General features: G+C 38.2%; 5 protein-coding genes. 2 read left to right on the top strand and 3 right to left on the bottom strand.

Annotated elements, in window-relative coordinates:
* Positions 1-654: 654 nt before the first annotated feature.
* Positions 655-957, bottom strand: a complete 303-nt coding sequence (locus FTV42_RS15525; protein WP_179991724.1) for an AlpA family transcriptional regulator — start codon at positions 955-957, stop codon at positions 655-657.
* A gap of 1,342 nt (positions 958-2,299) precedes the next feature.
* On the opposite strand from FTV42_RS15525, the gene FTV42_RS15520 reads away from it, so the two are divergent.
* Positions 2,300-2,485, top strand: coding sequence for a hypothetical protein (locus FTV42_RS15520; protein WP_179991721.1), 186 nt, complete (start codon positions 2,300-2,302; stop codon positions 2,483-2,485).
* 283 nt (positions 2,486-2,768) lie between these two features.
* On the opposite strand, the gene FTV42_RS15515 is transcribed toward FTV42_RS15520, so the two are convergent.
* Entirely contained in the window at positions 2,769-3,149 is a 381-nt protein-coding gene (locus tag FTV42_RS15515) for a helix-turn-helix domain-containing protein (RefSeq protein ID WP_368856091.1), read from the bottom strand.
* Positions 3,150-3,190: 41 nt separating this feature from the next.
* Positions 3,191-3,670: a HEPN domain-containing protein gene (locus FTV42_RS15510; protein ID WP_179991723.1), complete on the bottom strand. Its 480-nt coding sequence runs from the start codon at positions 3,668-3,670 to the stop codon at positions 3,191-3,193.
* 441 nt (positions 3,671-4,111) lie between these two features.
* On the opposite strand from FTV42_RS15510, the gene FTV42_RS15505 reads away from it, so the two are divergent.
* Positions 4,112-4,663: a hypothetical protein gene (locus FTV42_RS15505; RefSeq protein WP_179991722.1), complete on the top strand. Its 552-nt coding sequence runs from the start codon at positions 4,112-4,114 to the stop codon at positions 4,661-4,663.
* Positions 4,664-4,935 lie beyond the last annotated feature (272 nt).

Genomic DNA, 4,935 nt, shown 5'->3' with positions numbered 1-4,935 from the left:
GTGATTCAGCGAGGATTTCACGTGCTTTGTTGGTGATAGTTTTATTTTCTCGTTCAGCAATGATTTGAAGTTTATCTTTGAGATCATCTTCAATTCTAAAGCTCACCGTTGTTGTTTTTTTGCTCTCCGCCATTAATTCCCCTTTTTTTTTGTTGTCTAAAAACGTTGACGTACAAGGCTCTAAGGTGTGTTACCTATGCGTTTTTAATTGGTTTGTTAAAAATATCGCAAAATACAAAATTACAGGCACGACATCGACCGCAGACAAACGGGGACATAATGGGGACATTATTGCCGTTTGTCTACAGTCGCGTACTCAGGGGGATCCCTGATACCCCGAAGCCTCTACGAGTCTTTTTTCTGACGCGCTGCGCTTGTCCAACGATTCACAGGCAGATAAAAATTTTATCTGCCCGTTCATCGTTTCATGAGTGGCAAAATGAAAGTCATTGTTTTGAGGGTTAACGGTGAGATCTCATTGCTAATCAAATGATGTTAAAAACGCCCCCAAAAGCTCGCAAAACCGTTCTAAACTTTCAACGTGATTTTTGGGGTTTGATAGGGTGATCGTGTCTTAAAATCGATTTGAGGGGCTTTGATGGGGATGAATGGGCGGTTTTCGCTAATCAACTCGCCCATTTAACATAAAAGGGATTAGTTGCACTTAGAATCGGTAGGTTCGTTATAATTTTCAGCATTTCCCATTCTAGCGTGATTTTCTTGAGCAAATTTTCGTTCTCTATGACTTTGAGCTTGATTATGTATCCATACATTTATGATTTTTGATGACCACCTAGGGCTATCTCCATGACCTAACCAAACGGTTGGTTGAGGGAAAGGAATTTGATTAGGAATGTCATTACGTCGAATTCTATTCAGCGTTGATTTACTGATACCTAATTTTTCACATAGATCCTTGATCCCCAAAAGGGTGTCATTGGCTATATCAAAATGCATCTTTCTCTCCGTATTCACTTCTAATTATCACTATTATGATGATTCTATATTAACACCGCTAGGTTCAAATTGAAGTACGTATGGTTTTTTTAGCGGTACAGGGTGATTCAAATGCTATTATTTAAAAGCAAAAAAGCCAGCAATTTGCTGGCTTTTTACATAACGTGGATTAACTACGGTTATCAGCCTGATTTTATTGCAATTGCAAACTGCATTAAACGTTCTTTTTTCTCCGTTGAGCCTAAAAACTAATAGTTGCCATACCAGAGAAGCAAGCTAGTATTACTATTCTCACTTGCTCGGTATTGAATATCGACGTTTCCAAGGGAAGCCTACCGGCTTCCCTTTTTTATGGTTGAATGGGGTTGATTTCCATAACAGGAATCGAATACATGAGACAACCTATTGACTACGAACAATTTAAAATTGGTTTGGCTTTGAATTTTTTCATGCCTATTTGAACTCTCAGGCTCAAATTTTGAGCAAAAAAGTGCCTAATGCCCCAATGTGGTACTAATCAAAACGGAGCGAAGCGACAACGTCTTTTTGTCTTTGCTTTTCTCCATGATCAGTGATTGGGTCATGGCTTCTTAGCTTGTTCCATTAGCTAAGTCTGGTACTTCTGGTCAGTTTGGGCTTCTCTCGACGGTGCAATCCTAGAAACCCTGGTCCGTTGATTGGTGCTCTTATCAGGTACGCACTGTAATCTTTCGATACCGCAGCGTGATTCGGAGGCAGAGCCGGAATTTCGTTTTCCGGTACGTTATTACCACAATTTGCCTGTTTATCCTTTCGGGGACCGAGCCAAGTCCGAGTCAATCAAGTGGTGCATTTGGGTTAATGTCGTTGGCTGGTATTTAATGAGAACGTGACAAGCGTCTCTCACGCTGCTAAGATTGGATTGAGCTTTCTAATCGTAGCAGCGAATGCACCGATTCAGAGTACCAAAGCCCTGTGATACTGTCACGGGGCTTTTGTACATCTGTAGGTTAGAAATTTATTAAGTCATCTAAAAATGGCTACGTATAAGACCCATTATGTTAAATGGGCGAGTTAACTTGCTAAAACCGCCCATTCATCCGCATTAAATCCCCTCAAATCGATTTTAAGACACGATCCCCCTATAAAACACCCAAAACCACGTTGAAAGTTTAGAACGGTTTTGCGAGCTTTTGAGTGCGTTTTTAACAAGTTTTTATTTCATGTGAAATTCTTCTAGTAAGTCTTAAAACAATCCACATTCACGGTGGATAAATCGGGGAATATCGTTTGATATTGTGATTTACTCTTTGATAATCAAAAGCAAGAACAATTTGTTTATTTATTAGCCGATGGTGATTACATGAAAACGAAACCAGAAACAGAAATGCGAAAATGGAAAAGATTGAATCAAATCGTTTCAAGGAAAAGAAAGTATAGGCAAGAAGACCTTGATAAGTGGCGTAAAGAGCAAGAGGAAGAAGAGCGGATTAAAGAATGGCTGGATGAAAATGAAGGTGCGATAAAACGCCACATGAAAGACTTGTAGCGTTTAACATAAAAGGGATTAGTCGCACTAAAAATCGATAGGCTCATTACAATTTTCAGTATTTTCCATTCTTGCGTGATTTTCTTGAGCAAATTTTCGTTCTCTATGACTTTGAGCTTGATTGTGTATCCATACATTTATGGTTTTTGATGACCACCTAGGACTATCTCCATGACCTAACCAAACAGTTGGTTAGGTCATGGAGTTTGATTAGGAATGTCATTACGTCGAATTCTAATGAATAACCCCGCCGCAATCAGTGTGGAATATAACTCTCAGAGATTTACTTCTTTTTCATAAACTTATTTATATAAGGGATTACGCCATCAACAATTGCAACACCGGCTGCAGTCAGTCCGATTATGGATGCTCGAGTTATAATTGTTTTTGTTGTTACCCATTCAGCACTATTTTCCTTTAGTTCTTTCTCTGATGGCAGCTCCGTTTCAACCTCATAACCCTGAGATTTAAGAGCTTTAACTCTATCGTCAGCAACTTTAAAGAGCTGCCATGGTTCCAATTCAAACCCATGAGAAATTTTTAATACATTTTCTATGGTCGATGCCCTACCAATTTCAACCCTGGCTAATGTTGACTGAGTCATTCCACATAACTGAGATGCAGAAGCTTGATTTAGGCCTCTATGCTCTCTTTCTTCAGAAATTACAGTTCCAATTTAAAAATTCAGTATTGAGTAACACAAAATTAAAGAAGATGTATATCTTTGATAAATGATTTCAATACATTTAATCTAGAAACCAAAATTTCGTAATCGCTGGCATCAACATTTAATAGAACATAATGAGATTTTCTTTTTTGGAAATATGGGTATCTCAAGTTATTGTGTAAGTGGTTCGAGTTAGTTTTAAGCAAAACATTAGAAGCGAATTGTGCTCGAATTTGCTCTTTCTGAATATTATCGGTTGATAGTATATTAATGAGCATATCAAATGCTGATTCTATAGAATGATTTCTATTTTCATCTCTAAAAAAATCGTTATCTGCATTGATAAGTGAAAAAATCTTACTCCTTATTAACTTCTCCATTGATTGTAAAATCAAATAACAAGCAACCCGATATTTACCTAACTTTGCTAACTCTGAAGCGGCACTTTCATCTTCTTGAGACAATTTTAGGTAAGTGTTACTAATATTTATATTTCTTTCTATTTTACCTATCATCATTTTAGTACATACCTACGAAAAATTATAATTATTAAAATTTATACCCACTAACGCTTATTGTGAACGGTTCTGTCGCATTAAGGCTGTTTGCACGGTAATCTACCCTTTTGAAGTACGTGTATCTTTTTTAATGGTACACGTACTTCAAATGGTATTATTTAAAAGCTAAAAAGCCAGCAAATTGCTGGCTTTTTACATAACGTGGATTAGTCGCACTAAAAATCGATAGGCTCATTACAATTTTCAGTATTTTCCATTCTTGCGTGATTTTCTTGAGTAAATTTTCGTTCTCTATGACTTTGAGCTTGATTGTGTATCCATACATTTATGGTTTTTGATGACCACCTAGGACTGTCTCCATGACCTTATTGATTATTGGTAAGTTTTAGCGGGGGGTGTGATAAAATAGTAAAACGTTGCAAATGGATTATAAGGATAAAAATGAAAGACGATAAGGTAAGTCAGAGTAGCGAGCCATTAGCTATGATGACACATGAACGAGCGCGAAAAGGTCTTATCACCAGAGTAATTCTAGCTGCCACTGTGGGGGGGGTTAGCTCTACACTAAATGCAGTTTGCAATAACGACACTAATAGCGGTGTATCTTCTGTTGCAAGCATTATTGGTTCAGTCGCTGGGTCTTCTGCGGTGCAGTACCTTGTGGAGAAAGTGGTTGATACTAATGGTTTGAGTTTATCAAAAGAATCTAAGATTGGAATGGCTGTTGGAGTTGGTATTGGCGTATCGAGTATATCTAATGCATTAGTTAATAGTTATAACTCGGATACTGACCTTGATTTGTCAGAAGTTGCTACTCAGACAGCTAAGCATGTTGGAATGGGTTATGGTAGCACAATAGGTGCATTGAAGATTATGGGCCCCGAAGACGCTTCTTTTTGGGATGACGATCTAACGCTTACTAATACCACAAAGACCACGTACGACATGGACAATTCTTTAGCTCATTTAGCCTATTTTAAGTGGGACGACTAATAAAAATCAAATACACACCTAATGCCCCAATGTGGTACTAATCAAAACGGAGCGAAGCGACATCATCATTCTGTCTTTGCTTTTCTCCATGATCGGTTATTGGGTCATGGCTTCTTAGCTTGTTCCTTTAGCTAAGTTTGGTACTTCTGGTTAGGTTGGGCTTCTTTCGACGGTGCAATCCAAGAAATCCCTAGTCCGTTGATTGGTGCTCTTATCAGGTACGCACTGTAATCTTTCGATACCGCAGCGTGATTCGGAGGCAGAGCCGGAAT

Source organism: Acinetobacter sp. YH16052 (assembly GCF_013417155.1).
Taxonomy (GTDB): domain Bacteria; phylum Pseudomonadota; class Gammaproteobacteria; order Pseudomonadales; family Moraxellaceae; genus Acinetobacter.
The sequence above is the reverse complement of the archived record's forward strand: the minus strand, read 5'-3'. Positions and strand labels throughout refer to the sequence as shown.

What these genes read in the sequence shown, in the direction of transcription:
- FTV42_RS15525 (WP_179991724.1), bottom strand. Translation starts at nt 957, where the DNA reads ATGCATTTTGATATAGCCAATGACACCCTTTTGGGGATCAAGGATCTA.
- FTV42_RS15520 (WP_179991721.1), top strand. Translation starts at nt 2,300, where the DNA reads ATGAAAACGAAACCAGAAACAGAAATGCGAAAATGGAAAAGATTGAAT.
- FTV42_RS15510 (WP_179991723.1), bottom strand. Translation starts at nt 3,670, where the DNA reads ATGATGATAGGTAAAATAGAAAGAAATATAAATATTAGTAACACTTAC.
- FTV42_RS15505 (WP_179991722.1), top strand. Translation starts at nt 4,112, where the DNA reads ATGAAAGACGATAAGGTAAGTCAGAGTAGCGAGCCATTAGCTATGATG.